19 protein-coding genes are annotated in these 18,246 nt (G+C 67.4%); 14 read left to right on the top strand and 5 right to left on the bottom strand.

From position 1 onward, the window contains the following. Window positions 1-128: 128 nt before the first annotated feature. From mnmG to BLW05_RS30100, 6 genes are read left to right on the top strand one after another with little or no spacing between them, the layout of a single operon-like run. Complete coding sequence (gene mnmG, locus BLW05_RS30075; RefSeq protein ID WP_093167595.1) at window positions 129-2,075, top strand: tRNA uridine-5-carboxymethylaminomethyl(34) synthesis enzyme MnmG; 1,947 nt, start codon at window positions 129-131, stop codon at window positions 2,073-2,075. Further along, window positions 2,072-2,710 carry a 16S rRNA (guanine(527)-N(7))-methyltransferase RsmG gene (gene rsmG, locus BLW05_RS30080; protein ID WP_093167596.1) on the top strand — a complete coding sequence of 213 codons (639 nt, stop codon included), beginning with the start codon at window positions 2,072-2,074 and terminating at the stop codon, window positions 2,708-2,710. Before mnmG ends, rsmG begins: the two co-directional genes overlap by 4 nt. A gap of 60 nt (window positions 2,711-2,770) precedes the next feature. Next, entirely contained in the window at window positions 2,771-3,385 is a 615-nt protein-coding gene (locus tag BLW05_RS30085; protein ID WP_093167598.1) for a LysE family transporter, read from the top strand. A 9-nt stretch (window positions 3,386-3,394) separates the two neighbouring features. Further along, complete coding sequence (locus tag BLW05_RS30090; protein ID WP_093167599.1) at window positions 3,395-4,264, top strand: ParA family protein; 870 nt, start codon at window positions 3,395-3,397, stop codon at window positions 4,262-4,264. A 32-nt stretch (window positions 4,265-4,296) separates the two neighbouring features. Continuing rightward, window positions 4,297-4,839, top strand: a complete 543-nt coding sequence (locus tag BLW05_RS30095; protein ID WP_093167601.1) for an RBBP9/YdeN family alpha/beta hydrolase — start codon at window positions 4,297-4,299, stop codon at window positions 4,837-4,839. A 5-nt stretch (window positions 4,840-4,844) separates the two neighbouring features. Further along, complete coding sequence (locus BLW05_RS30100) at window positions 4,845-5,786, top strand: ParB/RepB/Spo0J family partition protein (RefSeq protein ID WP_093167603.1); 942 nt, start codon at window positions 4,845-4,847, stop codon at window positions 5,784-5,786. A gap of 108 nt (window positions 5,787-5,894) precedes the next feature. On the opposite strand, the gene BLW05_RS30105 is transcribed toward BLW05_RS30100, so the two are convergent. Next, the gene (locus tag BLW05_RS30105) at window positions 5,895-7,319 is read right to left on the bottom strand and encodes an FAD-binding oxidoreductase (protein ID WP_093167605.1); all 1,425 of its coding nucleotides are present in this window, start codon (window positions 7,317-7,319) and stop codon (window positions 5,895-5,897) included. 67 nt (window positions 7,320-7,386) lie between these two features. On the opposite strand from BLW05_RS30105, the gene BLW05_RS30110 reads away from it, so the two are divergent. From BLW05_RS30110 to BLW05_RS30120, 3 genes are all read left to right on the top strand, one after another. Next, on the top strand, window positions 7,387-7,980 hold the full coding sequence (locus BLW05_RS30110) for a cob(I)yrinic acid a,c-diamide adenosyltransferase (RefSeq protein WP_093167607.1): 594 nt from the start codon (window positions 7,387-7,389) through the stop codon (window positions 7,978-7,980). Further along, window positions 7,977-8,291 carry a hypothetical protein gene (locus BLW05_RS30115; protein WP_093167609.1) on the top strand — a complete coding sequence of 105 codons (315 nt, stop codon included), beginning with the start codon at window positions 7,977-7,979 and terminating at the stop codon, window positions 8,289-8,291. Before BLW05_RS30110 ends, BLW05_RS30115 begins: the two co-directional genes overlap by 4 nt. 104 nt (window positions 8,292-8,395) lie before the next feature. Continuing rightward, a complete protein-coding gene (locus tag BLW05_RS30120) occupies window positions 8,396-8,800 on the top strand; it encodes an RcnB family protein (protein ID WP_093167611.1) in 405 nt (134 codons plus the stop codon). A gap of 18 nt (window positions 8,801-8,818) precedes the next feature. Here BLW05_RS30120 and BLW05_RS30125 read toward each other — a convergent pair whose 3' ends face one another. Both BLW05_RS30125 and phaP read right to left on the bottom strand, forming a co-directional pair. Then, a complete protein-coding gene (locus BLW05_RS30125) occupies window positions 8,819-9,064 on the bottom strand; it encodes a hypothetical protein (protein ID WP_093167613.1) in 246 nt (81 codons plus the stop codon). Between the two features lie 128 nt (window positions 9,065-9,192). After that, a complete protein-coding gene (phaP, locus tag BLW05_RS30130; protein ID WP_093167615.1) occupies window positions 9,193-9,684 on the bottom strand; it encodes a TIGR01841 family phasin in 492 nt (163 codons plus the stop codon). Window positions 9,685-9,929: 245 nt separating this feature from the next. On the opposite strand from phaP, the gene BLW05_RS30135 reads away from it, so the two are divergent. The 5 genes from BLW05_RS30135 to ubiM are packed head-to-tail and all read left to right on the top strand — an operon-like array spanning window position 9,930 to window position 15,599. After that, window positions 9,930-10,586 (top strand): OmpW/AlkL family protein, encoded by a 657-nt coding sequence (locus tag BLW05_RS30135; RefSeq protein ID WP_093167617.1) that lies wholly within the window; start codon window positions 9,930-9,932, stop codon window positions 10,584-10,586. Then, window positions 10,586-11,830, top strand: coding sequence for an NAD(P)H-dependent flavin oxidoreductase (locus tag BLW05_RS30140; protein ID WP_256330558.1), 1,245 nt, complete (start codon window positions 10,586-10,588; stop codon window positions 11,828-11,830). Before BLW05_RS30135 ends, BLW05_RS30140 begins: the two co-directional genes overlap by 1 nt. A gap of 4 nt (window positions 11,831-11,834) precedes the next feature. Next, window positions 11,835-14,219: an adenosylcobalamin-dependent ribonucleoside-diphosphate reductase gene (locus BLW05_RS30145; RefSeq protein ID WP_093167619.1), complete on the top strand. Its 2,385-nt coding sequence runs from the start codon at window positions 11,835-11,837 to the stop codon at window positions 14,217-14,219. After that, window positions 14,216-14,380 carry a hypothetical protein gene (locus tag BLW05_RS36150; protein WP_177142862.1) on the top strand — a complete coding sequence of 55 codons (165 nt, stop codon included), beginning with the start codon at window positions 14,216-14,218 and terminating at the stop codon, window positions 14,378-14,380. The genes BLW05_RS30145 and BLW05_RS36150 overlap by 4 nt, the downstream gene beginning before the upstream one ends. Continuing rightward, window positions 14,364-15,599: a 5-demethoxyubiquinol-8 5-hydroxylase UbiM gene (ubiM, locus tag BLW05_RS30150; protein ID WP_093167622.1), complete on the top strand. Its 1,236-nt coding sequence runs from the start codon at window positions 14,364-14,366 to the stop codon at window positions 15,597-15,599. Before BLW05_RS36150 ends, ubiM begins: the two co-directional genes overlap by 17 nt. 20 nt (window positions 15,600-15,619) lie before the next feature. On the opposite strand, the gene BLW05_RS30155 is transcribed toward ubiM, so the two are convergent. Both BLW05_RS30155 and BLW05_RS30160 read right to left on the bottom strand, forming a co-directional pair. Further along, window positions 15,620-16,309: a response regulator gene (locus BLW05_RS30155; protein WP_093167624.1), complete on the bottom strand. Its 690-nt coding sequence runs from the start codon at window positions 16,307-16,309 to the stop codon at window positions 15,620-15,622. Then, complete coding sequence (locus BLW05_RS30160; protein WP_093167626.1) at window positions 16,306-18,207, bottom strand: type IV pili methyl-accepting chemotaxis transducer N-terminal domain-containing protein; 1,902 nt, start codon at window positions 18,205-18,207, stop codon at window positions 16,306-16,308. Before BLW05_RS30160 ends, BLW05_RS30155 begins: the two co-directional genes overlap by 4 nt. Window positions 18,208-18,246 lie beyond the last annotated feature (39 nt).

Here is an 18,246-nt window from a genome sequence, read left to right on the forward strand (position 1 = left end):
GCGGGTTGCTATCAAATGGATAGCAACAGTTCAAGCACTGGCTTTGCCCCCAAAGCGGCAAGCAGCGCTGGGGCCGATTAAAATCACTGCCCCCTTTGCGCAGCGCACGCCGCAGTGCGCCCACTCTCATGCTGTATCCCGAAGAATTCGATGTGATCGTCGTTGGCGGAGGCCATGCCGGCACCGAAGCCGCGCTTGCATCCGCCCGGATGGGCGCCCGTACCCTCCTGCTGACCCACAACATCGAGACGCTGGGGCAGATGAGCTGCAACCCGTCGATCGGCGGGATCGGCAAGGGTCACCTGGTCAAGGAAGTCGACGCACTCGGCGGCGCGATGGCGATCGCGACGGACGAAGCCGGGATCCAGTTCCGGGTGCTGAATTCGAGTAAGGGTCCTGCCGTACGCGCGACGCGCGCGCAGGCCGACCGGGTGCTCTACAAGGCGGCGATCCGCCGCCGGCTGGAAAACCAGCCGAATCTGTCGCTCTTCCAGCAAGCGGTGGACGACCTCATGATCGAGGGGGATCGCGTCGTCGGCGCGGTCACGCAGGTCGGGATCGCTTTCCGTGCCCGCACCGTCGTGTTGACCGCGGGGACCTTCCTCGACGGCCGCATTCACGTAGGGCTGGACAACTACCAGGCCGGCCGTGCGGGCGATCCGCCGGCGGTGAGCCTCTCGGCGCGTCTCAAGGAATTGAAGCTGCCTCAAGGGCGCCTCAAGACTGGCACGCCGCCCCGTCTTGATGGCAGGACCATCGACTTCTCCAAGTGCACCGAGCAGCCGGGTGATGGCATGCCGGGCGGGGCAGGGCCGATGCCGGTCTTCAGCTTCATGGGACGCGCGGACATGCATCCGCAGCAGATGCCCTGCTGGATCACGAACACCAACGCACGCACGCACGAGATCATCCGGTCCGGCTTCGACCGCAGCCCGATGTTCACCGGCAAGATCGACGGCGTCGGGCCGCGCTACTGCCCAAGCGTGGAAGACAAGATCAACCGGTTTGCCGACAAGGAAAGCCATCAGATCTTCCTCGAGCCTGAAGGGCTGACCACCAACGAGTACTACCCGAACGGGATCTCGACGAGCCTGCCTTTCGATATTCAGTTCCAGCTGGTGCGTTCGATGGCAGGCCTGGAGAACGCGCACATCCTGCGCCCGGGCTACGCGATCGAGTACGACTACTTCGATCCGCGCGAGCTGAAGAGCAATTTCGAGACGCGCGGGATCCGGGGCCTGTTCTTTGCCGGACAGATCAATGGCACGACCGGCTACGAAGAAGCCGCGGCGCAGGGGCTCTTTGCGGGCATCAATGCTGCGCTGCAATGCAGGGGAGAGGATCCCTGGTTGCCCCGGCGCGATGAAGCCTATCTGGGCGTGCTCGTCGATGACCTGATCACCAAGGGCGTGACCGAGCCGTACCGGATGTTCACGAGCCGAGCCGAGTTCCGGCTGCAGCTCCGCGAGGACAACGCCGACATGCGCCTGACGGAGACCGGCCGCAAGCTCGGGCTGGTCGACGACGCCCGGTGGGATGCCTTCTCGCGAAAGCGCGATCTTGTTTCACGTGAAACAGAGCGGTTGCGCTCCATCTGGGTGAATCCCCGCAACCTGCCGGCTGCCGAGTCGGAACGGGTCCTTGGCAAGGCGATCGACCATGAATACAACCTCGGGGATCTGCTGCGTCGGCCGAACGTGAGCTACGAGTCGCTCATGTCGATGGACGACGGCAAGTACCGCTCCGAGGAAGCGCTCGGCGAGACGGAAATCGAACAGATCGAGATTGCCGCCAAATACTCCGGCTACATCAATCGCCAACATGACGAAGTGGAACGGGCAGCGCACTTCGAGAGCCTCAAGTTGCCGGAAGATCTCGACTACAGCCAGGTCAAGGCGTTGAGCATCGAGGTCCGCCAGAAGCTCGCCAAGCACCGGCCGGAAACGCTTGGGATGGCATCGCGTATTTCGGGCGTCACACCGGCGGCCATTTCGCTGCTGATGATCCATCTTCGCAAGGGCGGACACCGCGCCTTCCTGCGGGACGCAGCAGCCGAAGCGCAATCCGTCGAATGACCCCCAAGGAACAGCTGCACCAGGGCGCAGAAACGCTCGGCATCGCACTGAGCGACGAGCAGGCGGAGCGGCTCCTGGCATATGGGGACCTCATCCTCAAATGGAACAAGGTCTACAACCTGACCGCGCTGCGCGATCCGGCAGCCGTTCTGACACATCATCTGCTCGATAGTCTGGCCGCAATTGCGCCGCTTCAACGGCAGTGTGGCGGCAAGGCCAAACTTCTGGATGTTGGCGCGGGCGCTGGATTGCCGGGAGTGGTGATCGCAATTCTCAGGAACGACATCGACGTCACCTGCGTCGATGCAGTCGCCAAGAAGGCTGCCTTTATCCAGCAAGTCGCGTCGGAGCTTGCACTGCGCAACTTGCGCGGCCTGCACGGCCGTGTAGAGACTCTCACCGGGAGCTACGAAGTCATCAGCTCGCGTGCCTTTGCATCGCTGCCGGACTTCGTGCTCGGATCGGTTCATCTTCTGGCTCCGGATGGCGTCTGGCTCGCCATGAAGGGCAGGGTGCCCAGCGACGAGATCGCCCAACTTCCCCCGCAGGCCGAGGTGTTTCACGTGGAACAACTGTCTGTTCCGGGCCTCGATGCCGAGCGCTGCATCGTCTGGATGCGAAAACCTGCCGGCTGAACGCCTTGCTCCGCGTCGACCTCGCTTAGACTCGACGCATCCCCTTTTTGAGCAATTCGCATGTTCGGCATCGCTGACTACGGCGCGTTCGTCGCAGCCATCATCCTTTTTCTCGCGATTCCCGGACCGGGCAACCTGGCGCTGATCACGTCGACGAGCAAAGGCGGCATCCGGGGCGGATTGGCCGCAACTTTTGGCGTCATTTCAGGGGACCAGGTGCTCATGTGGGCCGCTGTCGCAGGTGTTGCCGCCATGCTCAGCGCTTATCCGACCGCTTTTCATCTCGTCCAATGGCTCGGTGCGGTCTATCTGGCCTGGCTTGGCTTCAAGATGCTGCGCACCAAGCCCGGCGCCGCGCCCATCCTCAATATCCGTCCGCGCCAGTACTTCCAGCAGGCGCTGACGATCACGCTGCTCAACCCGAAGGCGATCGTCTTCTACATGGCGTTCTTCCCGCTGTTCGTCGATCCGGCACGCCATCAGGGGCTGACGACATTCGCAGTGATGGCAATGACCATCGCCTTCCTGACCTTCCTCTACGGGCTCACCGCCACCCTCCTGACCCATTTCCTGGCCGAGCGCGTCCGCGCGAACCCGCGTGTGACCGTCTGGCTGAACAAGATCGCCGGGATCTTCCTGATCGGCTTCGGCGTTCGGCTCGCGATCTCGAGGTAAGCCGCGCACATGGCAAAAATCTTCTGCATCGCGAACCAGAAGGGCGGGGTCGGCAAGACGACGACCACGGTCAATCTGGCTGCCGGTCTGGCCAAGGTCGGGCAACGGGTCCTGATGATCGATCTCGACCCGCAGGGCAACGCGACCATGGGCTCCGGCATCGACAAGCGACGACTCGAAACGACGGTGTACGACGTCCTGCTCGAATCGGCCTCGGTCGCCGAAGCGCGGGTGACGTCCGAGAGGTGCGGCTACGACGTGCTGGGCGCGAACCGTGAGCTGGCCGGTGCGGAAGTCGAGATGGTCGCGCTCGACCGGCGCGAGAAACGCCTGCGGACCGCGCTGGCCGCGGTCGGTGCCGAATACGACTTCATCCTGATCGATTGCCCGCCCAGCCTAAGCCTGCTGACGCTCAACGGCCTGTGTGCAGCGCATGGCGTCATCGTGCCCATGCAGTGCGAGTATTTCGCGCTCGAGGGGCTGACGGACCTCGTCAACACCATCAAGCAGGTCCATGCCAATCTCAACAAGAACCTGCAGATCATCGGGCTGCTGCGCGTGATGTTCGACCCGCGCATCACGTTGCAGCAGCAGGTCAGCGAGCAACTCAAGGCGCATTTCGGCGACAAGGTGTTCGATACCGTCATTCCGCGCAACGTACGGCTCGCAGAAGCGCCGAGCTACGGACTCCCGGGCGTGGTCTTCGATCCGCCGGCGAAGGGCAGCCAGGCGTTTGTCACTTTTGCCGAAGAGTTGGTGCGGAAGATGCCGCCGGCCAGCGCCATGACCTCCGATGCTTCGGCGCCGGCCGCGCCGATGCCGATGGATCCGCCGCCGGTGACGGTCCATGCACCCGAAGAAACGCCGGAATCCCCCTGATCGTCCTCCATCACTCCACGCACACCTCGCCGATGACCTCTCCCCAGATCCTGTTGCTGCCCGGCTGGCAGAACAGCGACCCCGACCACTGGCAAAGCCGCTGGGAAGCGATCTACGGCGACCATCGCGTCGAGCAGCATGACTGGATGCGGCCCCTGCGCGGCGACTGGTCCGCACGGCTGGAAGAAGAAGTCATCGCGGCACCGGGGCCGGTCGCGCTTGTGGCGCACAGTCTCGGTTGCGTCCTTGTCGCCGCTTGGACGGCGCATTCGCGTCATGTCGGCAAAGTTCGGGCGGCGCTTCTGGTCGCCCCGGGCGACCTCGAGCGTGATGACCTGCGGCAGATGATTCCCGGCTGGTCGCCGATCGTGCGCCAGCCGCTGCCATTTCCGGCACTGATGATCGCGGCTGACGACGATCCCTATTGCGGCGCCGAGCGCTCTCGCGAAATGGCCCGCGACTGGGGCGCAAGCTACATCAATGCAGGCCCGCGCGGACACATCAACAGCGAATCCGGCCTCGGCGACTGGCCGGAGGGCCGCGAGCTCCTGATCGATCTCCTGAAAGAACACTGACTTCCATGGCGACCAAAAAACCCAAGGGCCTCGGCCGCGGACTCGAAGCCCTGCTGGGCCCCACCTTCAACGGGCCCGACACTGCGGCCGCCGACGATTCGGCACCGCCGAGTCCGACAGCGCTGAATCTCGACCAGATGGTGCCGGGCGTCTACCAGCCGCGGACGCGCATGGACGAAGGCGCGCTCTACGAACTCGCGGAGAGCATCAAGGCGCAGGGGATCATGCAGCCGATCCTCGTTCGCCGCCTGGACACCGATGCGGCGCGCGAGAAGAACGCTGAATTCGAGATCATTGCCGGCGAGCGCCGCTTCCGTGCCGCCCGGCTTGCCGGCCTGGAAAGCGTCCCCGTGCTGGTCCGCGACGTGCCCAACGAGGCCGCGGCAGCCATGTCGCTGATCGAGAACATCCAGCGTGAAGACCTCAACCCGCTGGAAGAAGCCCAAGGCCTGCAACGCTTGGTCGTTGAGTTTGGACTCACTCACGAATCGGCCGCCCAGGCCGTCGGCCGCTCGCGAAGCGCCGCCAGCAACCTGTTGCGCCTGCTGAACCTGGCGGAGCCCGCGCAGGCGATGCTCATGGCCGGCGACATCGACATGGGCCATGCGCGGGCGCTGCTGTCGCTCGACAAGGGCACGCAGATCACGGCTGCCAACCAGATCGCCGCGAAGAAGATGTCGGTGCGCGAGGCCGAGGCGCTGGTGAAGAAGCTAGCAGCGGAATTCAGCCTGACCCCGACCTCACGCCGCGGCACCGCCGAGAAATCGCGCGACCTGCTGCGCGTGGAAGAAGAACTTGCCGACCTGCTCGCCGCCGAGGTCGAGGTGCGCATCAAGAAGCGCAGCAAGCGGGGAGGGCGTGTGGAGGAGAGCGGCGAACTGGCGATCCATTTCGGCTCGCTCGATGCCCTCAACGGCCTGATTGATCGCATCCGTCAAACGGCTTGAGCCCACCCCCAGCCTCGCCCACTTCGTGTGGCTCGGGCACCCCCTTCCAGTGGGCACACCCAGCGGCCCGGCAAAGCCGGTTCCGCGGGCGTTCTGGTATTCGGTTCGCTAGAGACTAAATATTTTCCCGGGGTTCATGATGTTCTTCGGATCGAGCGCGCGCTTGATCGTCCGCATCATGTCCACCGCGCCGGCGCCGGCTTCGTCGACCAGGAAGCCCATCTTGTGCAGTCCCACGCCGTGCTCGCCGGTGCAGGTGCCTTCGAGCGACAGGGCGCGCGCAACGAGCGAGTGATTCAGCTTCTCGGCGGTTTCACGCTCCTTCGGGTCGTTGGGGTCCAGCAGGTAGCCGAAGTGGAAGTTGCCGTCGCCGACGTGGCCGACAAGGAAGTAGGGGAGGCCGCTCGCATCGGCCTCGGCGACCGATTCGAGCAGGCAGTCGGCCAGCCGGGAAATCGGCACGCAGGTGTCGGTCGAGATCGCACGGCAGCCCGGACGCGATTGCACCGCGGCGAAATAGCTGTTGTGGCGCGCGGTCCAGAGGCGGGTGCGCTCCTCGGGCGTGCTGGCCCATTCGAAGGCGTTGCCGCCGTGGCCGCTCGCGATCTCCTGCACCGTCTCGGCCTGCTCCTTCACGCCGGTAGGCGAACCGTGGAACTCCATCAGCAGCATCGGCTCTTCGCGCAGGTTGAGCTTCGAATACGCATTGACCATGCGTACCGTGTTCACGTCGATCAGTTCCACGCGCGCGATCGGCACGCCGAGCTGGATGGTCTCGATGGTGGTGCGTACGGCCGCCTCGATGCTCGGGAACGAGCAGATCGCTGCGGAAACCGCCTCGGGCAGCGGGTAGATGCGCAGCGTGATCTCGGTGATGACGCCCAGCGTGCCTTCGCTGCCGACGAAGAGGCGGGTCAGGTCATAGCCCGCGGAAGACTTCTTGGCGCGCGTCCCGGTGCGGATGATCTCGCCGCTCGCGGTCACCACTTCGAGCGACAGCACGTTCTCGCGCATCGTGCCGTAGCGCACCGCGTTCGTGCCACTCGCGCGCGTGGCGGACATGCCGCCGATCGACGCGTCGGCGCCCGGGTCGATCGGGAAGAAGAGGCCGGTGCTCTTGATCTCCTCGTTGAGCTGCTTGCGCGTGACGCCCGGCTGCACGGTCACCGTGAGGTCGTCGGCGTTGACGGACAGCACGCGGTTCATGCGGCTCACATCGATGCTGATGCCGCCTTGCACCGCCAGCAGGTGCCCTTCGAGCGAGGAGCCCACGCCGAACGGGATCACCGGCACGCTGTAGTCGCTCGCCAGCTTCACGGCATCGGCCACGTCCTGCGTGCTTTCGGCGAACACGACGGCGGAAGGCGGCGGCGCTTCGAAGGAAGATTCGTCGCGGCCATGCTGAGTGCGCACAGCCATCGCGGTGGAGCATCGATCGCCGAAGCGGGCCTTCAGGGCTTCGATCAGCGCATCGGGCACGTCGCGCAGCGCGATCTCGGGCGTCAGGTGGGACAGTGCGGTGGGGGCGTTCATCGGCGGACTCCTGAAGGGGTCTAACATTCTACGAACCGCACTCGTTAAAGAAAGACAGGGACATTCCATGGGCAACCGCCTTTCCCAGATCGCCACGCGCACCGGCGACGACGGCACCACCGGCCTCGGCGACAACACGCGCGTGCCCAAGAACCACCTGCGCGTGCAGGCCATGGGCGACGTCGACGAGCTCAATTCGAACATTGGCCTGCTGCTGTGCGAGCCGATGCCCGCCGCGGTGCGCGAGCTGCTCATCGACGTGCAGCACCAGCTGTTCAACCTTGGCGGCGAGCTTTCGATGCCGGGCTACACGCTGCTCAAGCCCGAGGCGCTGCTGCAGCTGGACAACGCCCTCGCCGATCACAACGCGGCGCTGCCTCGGCTTGCCGAGTTCATCCTGCCGGCCGGCACGCGCGGCGCTTCGGTCGCGCACGTGTGCCGCACCGTTGCCCGCCGTGCCGAGCGCGCTGTGGTGGCCCTCGGCGCGACAGAAGAGATCAACGACACGCTGCGCCGTTATCTGAACCGGCTGAGCGACTTGCTCTTCGTGCTCGCGCGCGTGCTCAACCGCATCGATGGCGGCGACGACGTCTACTGGAAGAGCGAACGCATGGCGCGCGCCGCTGCCGCCGAATCCGAATCGAAGGAACCCAACGCATGATTTCACGCAACAAGAACTGCTCTCCCTTTTCTGCGCCCATTGCGGCTGGCTTCGCGGCCGTAGCCATGCTGCTGACGCCGCCAGCATTCGCGAGCGACAGCAAGGTCCTTGGCGGCATCGAACGGGGGGCGAATGCCACCGGCCGTGGCATCGAGCGCGGCGCCGACGCGACGCGCAGGGGCGTCAACAACACCGCCGAAAAGGCGAGCGCACCCGTGCGGCGCTGGGGCGAGAGCCTGGGACGCAAGCTCCCGCACGGCTCGCACCACGCGGCTTCTCCGGCGGTCGGCCCGCAAGGCAACGCGCCCTGAGCACACCTTTACCTTGCTTCACCTCGCGCATACAGGCGCGAGGGCGGCGCGATACATGGGCTGCGCACACTGGACTCCTCGTCAACGCGAACAGGAGTTCCAGAATGATCAAGTCGAAGAAAAGCATGACCGTCGTCGCAGCAGCGCTTGCGATGTGCATGGCTGGAAGCGCCTTTGCCCAGGATGGCCGCTTCGATCGCGGACCGGACCGGCAAGACCGCTACGAGCGCGTCGCGCCGCAGCATCAACGCTTCGACGGTCACGGCCGGCCGGACTTCCGCCCGCAGCCGCAGGTGGTCCGCCGGGGCTATGTGAATCCCTACGCGCAGTGGCACCGCGGCGACCGCCTGCCGGTCGCGTACCGCGGCCCGGGCTACGTCGTGAACGACTGGCATGCGCACCGCCTGTATGCGCCGCCGCGCGGCTACCAATGGGTGGGTGTGGGAGGCGACTTCGTGCTGGCGGCCGTGGCGACCGGTCTGATCGCCCAGATCATCGCCAACAGCTGAGCGGCGCGGTGCAGGGGCTCAGGCGGTGGGGGTCGCGACCTGTGCGCAGACGTTGCGGCCCGTGATCGTGAGCCGCAACCCGCCGCCATGCCATTCGAGCCAGTTGAGCTGCACGTAGGCTTCGATGTCGTTGTCGTCGATCCGCCCGGCCTGGTGCTGCTGCAGATGGCCCACGGTGGCGGGCAGGGCCTGCCGCAGCCGTTCACGCTCGGCGGCTTTGGCGTCCGCCTTGGAGGATGCGCGCGTCTGAGAAATCGATGCCATGGTGGATTCTTGATCGTCGGATCGCTGGAACAGAACCCCACCAATGTACGCGCCCTGTGTGACTTGTCACGGGCGTATTTCTCGTTTTCGCGCGGGGCAAACCCCGAGTCCGGCGCCTTCGCGGCGCGCTACTTGCGGGTGCGCAACAACTTGCTCACCTCGTCCACGTTCTCGCCGATGCGCTTGCGCACCACTTCGAACGCTTCGGACTGCGACTTGGCGGCCATTTCGGACAACTCGCGGATGTCGTCGAGCGCCTGCTTGAACGCGGCCTTGCCCATCGCGTCGAGCTTGGCGAGGTTCTCGCGGGGCTCGCCGGTCGACATGCCCTTCACGGTGCTTTGCCAGTCCTGGATCGATGCCTTGAGCATCTCGGTCTGCCGCTGCACCACGGCCTGCAGGCCCTGGTAGGACTTCTCGTTGGCCTGCACGAGCGCCTGCAGGTCCTTGCGCCCGCTCTCCACGATCGCGCCGGCGGCACCGGCCAGTGGCAGGTTCTGAAGCCTGTCGGCCATGCCCTTCAGCGGCTTGACGAAGGCGTCCTGGATGTCTTCGGCGGCGCTGCTGCGCGTGGAGCCCGCCTTTTTCGCGGCGGTGGTGCTCGTTCTGCTAGTTGCCATGGTGGATTGACTCCAGTTGATGTCGGAGTCGCGACGATACGCCCACAGGGCCTTCCGATGGAAGCCCCGAGTGCAGTTTCGCGGCCCGGTGAACCCCTGACCTGGATCAAGTCCATCGGCTTGGCGGCGCGAGCCTTGGCGCTGGTCTTGCCATGGATCAAGGTTTTCTGCTGTTGAGCGCATCGACACTGCCTCGGCTGCCGACGCGGCCCCTCGACGTCGGCCAACACTGGAGCTGCTGATACATGAATCGAAATCGTCCGCGCGCACTGATTGCCGCCGCCATCCTCGGCACATTGGGCACATTGCCCGCGCAGGCGCAGGAAGCGCAAGGCAACTGGCTGGTTCGCGCACGCGCCGTGCGCATCGACACCGCCGACAAATCCGACCCGATCCCGTCGCTGGCCATCCCCTCGGATGCGATCACGGTCAGCAACAAGACCATTCCCGAAGTCGACATCACCTACTTCTTCACGCCCAACATCGCGGCCGAGCTGGTGCTGACGGTGCCGCAGAAGCACACCGTCACCGTGCAGCAGAGCGCACTGGGCGGGTCGGTCGACATCGGCTCCTTCAAGCACCTGCCGCCGACGCTGATGCTGCAGTACCACTTCATGCCGGACGCGAAGATCCGACCCTATGCGGGCGCGGGTCTGAACTACACGCGCATCAGCTCGGTGAATCTGTTCGTGCCGACCGTCGGCCGTCTGGATCTCGACCAGAACAGCTGGGGCCTCGCCGTGGGCGGCGGGGTGGACATCGAGCTCGCGAAGAACTGGTTCCTCAACTTCGACGTCAAGAAGGTGCAGATCCGCACCGACTTGACGCAGTTCGGCCAGAAGCTCTCGACAGTCAAGGTGGACCCCTGGCTGATCGGCGCGGGCGTCGGCTACCGCTTCTGATGATGCGCACATCCGACGTCGCGCCCTGCGATGCGTCATCGACGGCCGACACACTGAAAGCGCTCGCCGCGAAATCGGGCCTGCGAACCTGGAAACTTGCCGGGCGTGAACTGCTGCCCGTCGTGCAAGGCGGCATGGGCGTCGGCATCTCGGCGGGCGGTCTCGCCGGCACGGTCGCGGGGCTCGGCGCCATCGGCACGGTGTCGTCGGTCGATCTGCGCCGGCTGCATCCGGACCTGATGGCGAAGACGGCCGATCTCGCGGACCCCGACGTGGGCCCGCGCACCGATGCCGCCAACCTCGAAGCGCTCGGCCGCGAAATCGACCTGGCACGCCGCCTGTCGGGCGGACGCGGGCTCCTGGCCGTGAACGTGATGAAGGCGCTTTCCGCTTATGCGGCGCAGGTGCGCCACGCGCTCGCCTGCGGCATCGACGCGCTGGTGGTGGGCGCGGGGCTGCCGCTGGACCTGCCCGATCTCGCGAAGGACCATCCGAAGGTCGCGCTGATCCCGATCCTGTCCGACGCCCGTGGCATCCAGCTGCTCGTGCGCAAGTGGGAGAAGAAGGGCCGCCTGCCCGATGCGATCGTGGTCGAGCATCCGCGCCTGGCGGGCGGTCACCTCGGCGCCGCGAAGGTGGGCGACCTGAACGATCCGCGCTTCGACTTCGAGGTCGTGCTCCCGCAGGCGCAGGCGTTCTTCAAGTCGGCCGGCATCGAAGGGAAGATTCCACTGATCGCCGCCGGCGGCATCGGCACCCAGGAGGACATCCGCCGCCTGCAGTCGCTCGGCGCGACGGCCGTGCAACTCGGCACCGCCTTCGCAGTCACCACCGAGTGCGATGCCGATCCGAGGTTCAAGCAGGTGCTGGCCGATGCCCGGCCCGAGGACCTCGTCGAGTTCGCCAGCGTCGCGGGCCTGCCCGCGCGCGCGGTGCGTACCAAGTGGCTCGCGAAGTACCTGCGGCTGGAGCCGAGGCTGAACGCCAAGGTCCACAGGGAGACCGAGTGCACCATGCGCTTCGACTGCCTGGCCCACTGCGGGCTGCGCGACGGCACGCCGGGATGGGGCAAGTTCTGCATCGACAAGATGCTCGGCCATGCCTTCTCGGGCCAGACCGAACAGGGCCTGTTCTTCCGCGGCGCGGGCAAGCTGCCCTTTGGCAGCGAGATCCGCTCGGTGCAGGAGCTGCTGCAGTGGCTGCTCGGCGGGTTGCGTCCCGTGCCGCTGACGGGCGCGGCGTAGAACCGTGAAACGCGACGACGCGGTCACGGACCGCCTGCCCGTGCAGCCGATCAGCCAGGACGTGCTGGTCCAGAAGTACCTCAAGCCCGGCGAGCAGAGCGTGGGCGACCTGTTCCGGCGGGTCGCGGCGGCGCTGGCCTCGGTGGAAAGGGAAGAACTGCGCGAGACGTGGCGGCAGCGCTTCCTCGCGAACCTGCATGCCGGCGCCATCGGCGCCGGCCGCATCATGAGCGCCGCCGGCACCGGGCTGCAGGCCACGCTCATCAACTGCTTCGTGCAGCCCGTGGGCGATTGCATCCAGGGGCAGGACGCGGACGGCTACCCCGGCATCTACGAAGCCCTGCGCGAAGCCGCCGAAACCATGCGGCGCGGCGGCGGCGTGGGCTACGACTTCTCGCGCATCCGCCCACGCGGCGCGGCGGTGCACGCCACGGCCTCGCTGGCCTCGGGGCCGTGCAGCTACATCGACGTGTTCGACCGCTCGTGTTCCACGGTGGAAAGCGCGGGCGCGCGCCGTGGGGCGCAGATGGGTGTGCTGCGCATCGACCATCCCGACGTGCTCGAATTCATCACCGCCGAGCGCACGCCGGGGCGGTGGAGCAACTTCAATGTCTCTGTCGCGGTCAGCGATGCCTTCATGCGGGCGCTCGAGGCCGATGAGGATTGGGCGCTGGCGCATCGCGCAATGCCGGGCCCGGCCTTGATCGCGCAGGGCGCGGTGCAGGAGGGGGACCATTGGGTCTACCGCCGACTGCCCGCGCGCGAGCTGTGGGACACGGTGATGCGCTCGGCCTACGATTTTGCAGAGCCGGGCATCCTGTTCACCGACACGATCAACGACGACAACAACCTGCGTGCGCTGGAGCGCATCACCGCGACCAACCCCTGCGGCGAGCAGCCCTTGCCGCCCTACGGCTGCTGCGACCTCGGGCCGGTGATCCTGCCGCGCTTCGTGCGGCATCCGTTTTCGATCGGCGGCAGCGCCGAATTCGACTTCGACGCCTTCGGCGCGGCCGTCGCGGTGCAGGTGCGCGCGCTCGACAACGTGCTCGACCTGAGCTTCTGGCCGTTGCCGCAGCAACGCGCGGAAGCGATGCGCAAGCGGCGCATCGGCGTCGGCTTCACCGGTCTGGGCGACACGCTCGCCATGCTGTGCCTGCGCTACGACGAGGCCGAGGGCCGCGAGATGGCCGCGCGCATCGCGCGCACGCTGCGCGACGCGGCCTATGCGGCCTCGGTGGCGCTCGCGCGCGAGAAGGGCGCGTTCCCGGCCTTCGATGCGGACAGCCATCTCGCGCCCGGCACCTTCGCGAGCCGGCTCGATCCCGCGCTGCAGGCGCAGATCCGCGAGCACGGCCTGCGCAACAGCCACCTGGTCTCGATCGCGCCGACCGGCACGGTGAGCCTCGCCTTCGCGGACAACGCATCGAACGGCATCGAGCCCGCCTTCTCATGGACCTACCGCCGCAAGAAGCGCGAGGCCGACGGCAGCCTCGCCGAATACCAGGTCGAGGACCATGCGTGGCGCCTCTACCGCTTCCTCGGCGGCGACACCGGGAAGTTGCCCGACTACTTCGTCTCGGCGCTTTCGATGCCCGCCTCGGCGCACCTCGCGATGATGGAAGCGGTGCAGCCCTACGTCGACACCGCGATCTCGAAGACGGTGAACGTGTCGGCCGAGTTTCCCTACGACGACTTCAAGGGTCTCTACCAGCAGGCATGGAGCGCGGGCCTCAAGGGACTCGCGACCTACCGGCCCAACGCGATCATCGGCTCGGTGCTCGACGCCGCGCCCGCGCCACCGGTCGCTGCCGCTGCGTCAGTCGATCCGATGCGCGCGCAGATCGAAAGCCGTCCGAAAGGCGCACTGGGCGCGCTCGCCGACAAGATCGAGTACTGGACCTCGCAGGGCCGCCAGACGCTGTACCTCATCGTGTCCTTCCTGCCGCTGGCCGATGGACGGGAGCGGGCGGTCGAGTTCTTCATGCCGGTCGGCCAGAACGGCGAGTCGCAGCAGTGGGTCACAGCGAGCATGCGCCTCTTGTCGCTGGCCGCGCGCGGCGGCTTTCTCGACCGCGCGCTGGCCGACATGCGCAAGGTGGCGTGGGATCGCGGCCCGGTGCGCCTCGGCCACTACCGCAAGGCCGACGGCACGCGGGTGCCGCAGTGGCACGACTCCGAGGTCGCGGCCATCGCCTTTGCGATCCAGAACCTCATCGCGCGGCGCGGCAAGCCGGATGAGGGGGTGTCGCCGGATGCCGCTTCGCCGTTCGAAACGCCCGCGCCGATGGCCGGCGCGAAGTGCCCCGAGTGCGGTGCGCACGCCATGATCCGCAAGGATGGCTGCGACTTCTGCACCCAGTGCGGCCACGTCGGAAGCTGCGGATGAGGCTGCCTGCCGTCCTGCGCGGTCTTGGCAGCGGCCTCGGTGCGCCCGCCGACAAGGCCTACCGCCAGCGTCTGCGCGAGTGGATCGAGCTGCAGTGGGCCGAGAAGGATTCGCTCATCCCCCTCTTGTTGAAGGAATCACCCCATGTCTCAGGACGCTGAAGTGGCCATCGTCGGTGCGGGCCCCGTGGGCCTCGCCATGGCCATCGCGCTGCACGACGCCGGTTTCGATGTCACGGTGCTCGACGTCCAGGCGCGCGATGCGCTGGCTGCGCCGCCCGAGGACGGCCGAGAGATCGCGCTGACCCATCCGAGCGTCGCCACCCTGCGCGCGCTGGGCCTCTGGCATCGGTTGCGTGCCGAAGAGATCGGCGAGATCCGCGAGGCCCGCGTGATCGACGGCGACCGGCACGACGCGGCCCTGCGCTTCAAGTCCAGCATGGAGCTGGGCTGGATCGTGCCCAACCACGCCTTGCGCCGCGTGAGCTTCGAAGCACTGGCCGAACGGCCGGCCATCCGCCTGCGGGACCGCAGCCGGCTGCTCGCCGTCGAGACCTCGCCCGCGCACGTGGACCTGCAGATCGAGAGCGCGGCCGACGGTACGCGCGAAGCCCTGCGCGCGCAGCTTTTCGTCGCCGCCGACAGCCGCTTCTCGGCAGCGCGCCGGCATCTCGGCATCGCGGCCGACATGCATGACTTCGGCCGCACCATGATCGTCTGCCGCATGCGCCATGCACTGCCGCATCGTGGCGTGGCCCACGAGTGCTTCGGCTACGAGCGTACGCTGGCGGTGCTGCCGCTGTGGGGCGACCTGTGCTCGGTGGTGATGACCACCGACACCGCTTCGGCGACGCGGCTCATGGCCCTGCCGGCGGGCGAGTTCGCCGCGCTCGCGGCGTCGCAGTTCGGCGAGCGGCTCGGCGCCATGCATCTGGTGGGCGAGCGATTCGCCTATCCGCTCGTCACGGTCCTGTCGCATCGCTTCGCGGCCGAACGCAGCGCGCTGATCGGCGACGCGGCGGTGGGCATGCACCCGGTCACGGCACATGGCTACAACCTCGGACTGCAGGGGGTCGCCGCGCTGACCCGGGTCCTGCGCGACGCACGCGGCGAGGGGCGGGACATCGGCGACGCCGGTGTCCTGGCCGGCTACGAGCGGGCGCATCGCCGCGACGCGGCGGTGATGTACCACGGCACCAATGCGGTCGCGAAGCTCTATGCGGGCAACGGTGCGATGCAGCGGGTGGCGCGCCGATGGCTCCTGCGCGGTGCGCAGAATCTGCCGCCTTTGAAGACCGCGATCATGGCGCGCCTGACGGGGCGCGGCGGGCTGCAGCCGCCGGTGTCACTGCGGTTGGGCGACCTGACGCAGCGCCGCTGACCCGGCGAGCCCGGACTGGCTCACTCCATGCGGCTCACGGCATAGACCGCCGCCTGCACGCGCGAGGCGAGGTTCAGCTTGCGCAGGATGTGCTGCACGTGGATCTTGACGGTGGTCTCGGCGATGCCGAGGGCGCGCGCGATGTCCTTGTTGCTGGCGCCGCGAGCGATGTGGGCGAGGATCTCCTGCTCGCGGGGCGAAAGACTTTCGATGGGGTCCGCCGGCGCGCCCGCCGGGGGCTTCTGCGCTGCAGGCGGGCTGCCCTGAACGGAGCGGAAGGCGGTGACGAGCTTGCCGGTCATCTCGGGGCTGATGGTGGATTCGCCCTCCATCGCGCGCACGATGGCGCCGGCCATCACGTCGCTGTCCACGGTCTTCAGCAGGTAGCCCTGCGCGCCGCCGCGCAGCGCAGCGGCGAGGTCGTTCTCGTCCTCGCTCACCGTGAGCATCAGGATGCGCGCGCCGGGCGCGGCTTGCCGGAGGCCCGCGAGCGCATCCACGCCCTTGACGCCGGGCAGGTGGTTGTCGAGCAGGACGATGTCGGGCTGGGTCTCGGCGGCGCGGCGCTGGGCTTCGCCGGCGTCGCCTGCTTCGGCGACGACCTGGAAACGCGGGTCGCCTTCGAGCAGCGCGATCACGCCACGTCGGAACAGGGTGTGGTCATCGACCACGAGAAGGCGGATGGGCGTCGCGGTGCTGTCGTGGTTCATGGGGCTTTGATGGTTGCGTGCTCCGGAGGCTGCGTCTCGGCGACGGGCAGGGTCATCACGACGCTGGTTCCGGCGCCGACGACCGAATGCACCTCGACCTCGGCGCCGATGCTGTGCGCGCGTTCGCGCATGATGCGCAGGCCCACGTGGATGCCGTCGGACGCTTGCTCGGGTTCGACGAAGCCGCGGCCGTCGTCGCGCACTTCGACGCGCCACGGCGGCGACTGCCGCACCTCGACCCACACGGCGCTCGCGCCCGAGTGCTTGCGCACGTTGGAGAGCGCCTCCTGCACCACGTGCAGCACCTGCACCTGTACGTCGGCGGCGAGCGGCAGGCCCTGGCCTTCGATGGCGAGGTGGGTGGGCAGGCCGGTCTGGTGCTCGAACTTCTGCAAGGTGATCTGGATGGCCGGGATGATGTCCTCGGCGTTGGTGCGGGTGCGGAAGTGCACCAGCAGTTCGCGCACGTCGGAGAGGCTGCCGTTGACGCCCGCATCGAGTTCGGCCAGGCTGCGGTCGGCCTGCGCGCTTTCGCCGCGCTTGAGCGCGCCGCGCAGAAGACCGATCTGGATCTTGAGGAAGGCGAGGCTCTGCGCGATGGAGTCGTGCAGCTCGCGCGCGAGCAGGCCGCGTTCCTCCGCGATGGCGGCCTCGCGCTGCAGGGCCGCGCCGCGCAGTCCCTCGATGGCGCCGGCCAGGTGGCTCGCCAGGGTTTCGAGCAGCGCGCGGTCGTCGTCGGCGAGCGCGACCGGCTCGCGATAGAAGAGGTTCAGTTCGCCGACCAGGCGCTCCTGTAGCCGCACGGGCACGCTCACCACCGCGCCGTAGCCCGCGCGCGTGCAGTGGCCCAGAAAGCCGGGCCGGTTCTGCGCGACGATCGGAATGACCTGCGTGCTGGCGTGCGCCTGGTCCTGGCCGCAGAAGCAGTCGCCGGTGGGCAGGCAGTATTCGTCCTCTGTCAAGGTGCGCGGCAGGCCGTCGGAGGCCAGCATGATGTAGCGGTGGTTCGATTCGTCGGACCATCGGATGGCGGAGGCATCGGCCTCGGCCACGGCGCGGATCTGCTGTGCGAAGCCCTGCGCCAGCTCTTCGAGCGTGCCGGCGCGGTTGACGAAGGCGGCGGCCTTGTAGAGCGCAGCGAGGCGGGCATGCTCGGCTTCGAGGCGCATGGTCTTTTCCTGCACCTTGGATTCGAGGCCCTGGTAGAGGTCCTGCAGCGTCTCGGCCATGCGGTTGAAGCCGTCGGCCAGCGCGCCGAATTCGTCCTTCGCCGGATGCTCGACGCGCGCCGAGAGGTCGCCGTCGCGGATGCGCGTGAGACCGGCCTGCAGCCGCGCGAGCGGATTGAAGACCAGAAGGTACGACAGGTACAGGATGGCGACGGCGCTCGCGACCACCAGCGCGACCATGATGAGCTGCACCGCGTTGAGGATGGCGGTGAGGCGCGAGAGATGGCCCTCGATCTGCGAGACGAAGCGGTCGATCTGCTCCACCAGCGTTCGGGCGCGTCCGGCGGCGGCTTCGGCGGACGGTGCGGGTGCCGCGCTCCAGTCGCGGCGCAGCGCGGTCCAGCCGGCTTCCACCGCGTCGAAGGCGTCGAGCGATGCCTTGTCGCGCGGGACGAAGAGCGGGCGGGCCGGATCCCCCTGGCGCAGCAACGCGATGCTGCGATCGAGTTCCTCGGACAGCGCGCCGATCTTCTGCGGATCGGCGAAGGCCTGCGCCTGCGCGAGCCGCCATGTCTGCATGCGCATGCGGCCCGCCTCGTTGATGGCGGCGGCGCCGCCTTCGAGCTGCCAGGTCATCCACAGCGTGAGCCCGATGGAGGCGATCGCGGCCAGCAGCAGGGCGCCACCGATGGCGCCCAGCTTGGCCACCAGGGTCGGAGATCTGCGCATGGGGTCGGTAATGTAGCGGAGCGGCCTCGCTCGACGGAC

Origin of the sequence: Variovorax sp. YR216 (genome assembly GCF_900107745.1) — a bacterium.
In the GTDB taxonomy this organism is placed as follows: Bacteria; Pseudomonadota; Gammaproteobacteria; order Burkholderiales; family Burkholderiaceae_C; genus Variovorax.

Bases quoted from the DNA above. Each gene is read 5' to 3' on its own strand.
- mnmG (WP_093167595.1), top strand. From the start codon at position 129: ATGCTGTATCCCGAAGAATTCGATGTGATCGTCGTTGGCGGAGGCCAT.
- rsmG (WP_093167596.1), top strand. From the start codon at position 2,072: ATGACCCCCAAGGAACAGCTGCACCAGGGCGCAGAAACGCTCGGCATC.
- BLW05_RS30085 (WP_093167598.1), top strand. From the start codon at position 2,771: ATGTTCGGCATCGCTGACTACGGCGCGTTCGTCGCAGCCATCATCCTT.
- BLW05_RS30090 (WP_093167599.1), top strand. From the start codon at position 3,395: ATGGCAAAAATCTTCTGCATCGCGAACCAGAAGGGCGGGGTCGGCAAG.
- BLW05_RS30095 (WP_093167601.1), top strand. From the start codon at position 4,297: ATGACCTCTCCCCAGATCCTGTTGCTGCCCGGCTGGCAGAACAGCGAC.
- BLW05_RS30100 (WP_093167603.1), top strand. From the start codon at position 4,845: ATGGCGACCAAAAAACCCAAGGGCCTCGGCCGCGGACTCGAAGCCCTG.
- BLW05_RS30105 (WP_093167605.1), bottom strand. From the start codon at position 7,319: ATGAACGCCCCCACCGCACTGTCCCACCTGACGCCCGAGATCGCGCTG.
- BLW05_RS30110 (WP_093167607.1), top strand. From the start codon at position 7,387: ATGGGCAACCGCCTTTCCCAGATCGCCACGCGCACCGGCGACGACGGC.
- BLW05_RS30115 (WP_093167609.1), top strand. From the start codon at position 7,977: ATGATTTCACGCAACAAGAACTGCTCTCCCTTTTCTGCGCCCATTGCG.
- BLW05_RS30120 (WP_093167611.1), top strand. From the start codon at position 8,396: ATGATCAAGTCGAAGAAAAGCATGACCGTCGTCGCAGCAGCGCTTGCG.
- BLW05_RS30125 (WP_093167613.1), bottom strand. From the start codon at position 9,064: ATGGCATCGATTTCTCAGACGCGCGCATCCTCCAAGGCGGACGCCAAA.
- phaP (WP_093167615.1), bottom strand. From the start codon at position 9,684: ATGGCAACTAGCAGAACGAGCACCACCGCCGCGAAAAAGGCGGGCTCC.
- BLW05_RS30135 (WP_093167617.1), top strand. From the start codon at position 9,930: ATGAATCGAAATCGTCCGCGCGCACTGATTGCCGCCGCCATCCTCGGC.
- BLW05_RS30140 (WP_256330558.1), top strand. From the start codon at position 10,586: ATGATGCGCACATCCGACGTCGCGCCCTGCGATGCGTCATCGACGGCC.
- BLW05_RS36150 (WP_177142862.1), top strand. From the start codon at position 14,216: ATGAGGCTGCCTGCCGTCCTGCGCGGTCTTGGCAGCGGCCTCGGTGCG.
- ubiM (WP_093167622.1), top strand. From the start codon at position 14,364: ATGTCTCAGGACGCTGAAGTGGCCATCGTCGGTGCGGGCCCCGTGGGC.
- BLW05_RS30155 (WP_093167624.1), bottom strand. From the start codon at position 16,309: ATGAACCACGACAGCACCGCGACGCCCATCCGCCTTCTCGTGGTCGAT.
- BLW05_RS30160 (WP_093167626.1), bottom strand. From the start codon at position 18,207: ATGCGCAGATCTCCGACCCTGGTGGCCAAGCTGGGCGCCATCGGTGGC.